The organism is Rodentibacter sp. (assembly GCF_057314195.1).
The window spans coordinates 71,915-72,389 of record NZ_DBHLAM010000020.1 but is presented as its reverse complement, the minus strand read 5'-3'; the positions used below and the strand labels follow the sequence as shown (position 1 = coordinate 72,389).

Here is a 475-nt window from a genome sequence, read left to right as displayed (position 1 = left end):
GTCTGCAGCCTTTGATGCGGAAGGTAAACCAACTAAAGCGGCAGAAGGTTGGGCACGTGGTTGTGGCATTACCGTTGAGCAGGCGGAACGCATTGCGACCGATAAAGGCGAATGGTTAGTTCACCGTGCAAAAATTGAAGGTCAACCGACCAAAAACTTGCTTAACGGCATCGTGGCAAATGCGTTGGCGAAATTGCCAATTCCAAAACCAATGCGTTGGGCGGACAAAACCGTGCAATTTATTCGCCCTGTTCACACGGTAACCATGTTGCTCGGCGATGAGTTAATTGAAGGCGAAATTTTAGGTGTAGCAAGCGCACGCACCATTCGCGGTCACCGTTTCTTAGGCGAGAAAGAATTTGAAATTCAACACGCCGACCAATATCCGCAATTATTGCGTGAAAAAGGTTCTGTAATAGCCGATTTCAACGAGCGTAAAGCAGAAATTTTGGCAAAATCTCAAGCAAAAGCGACC

1 protein-coding gene is annotated in these 475 nt (G+C 47.4%); it reads left to right on the top strand.

Translation table 11 applies throughout. From position 1 onward, the window contains the following. A partial coding sequence (locus tag ACO59Y_RS02260) for a glycine--tRNA ligase subunit beta (protein ID WP_486130260.1) occupies window positions 1–475 on the top strand: 475 nt, incomplete at both ends.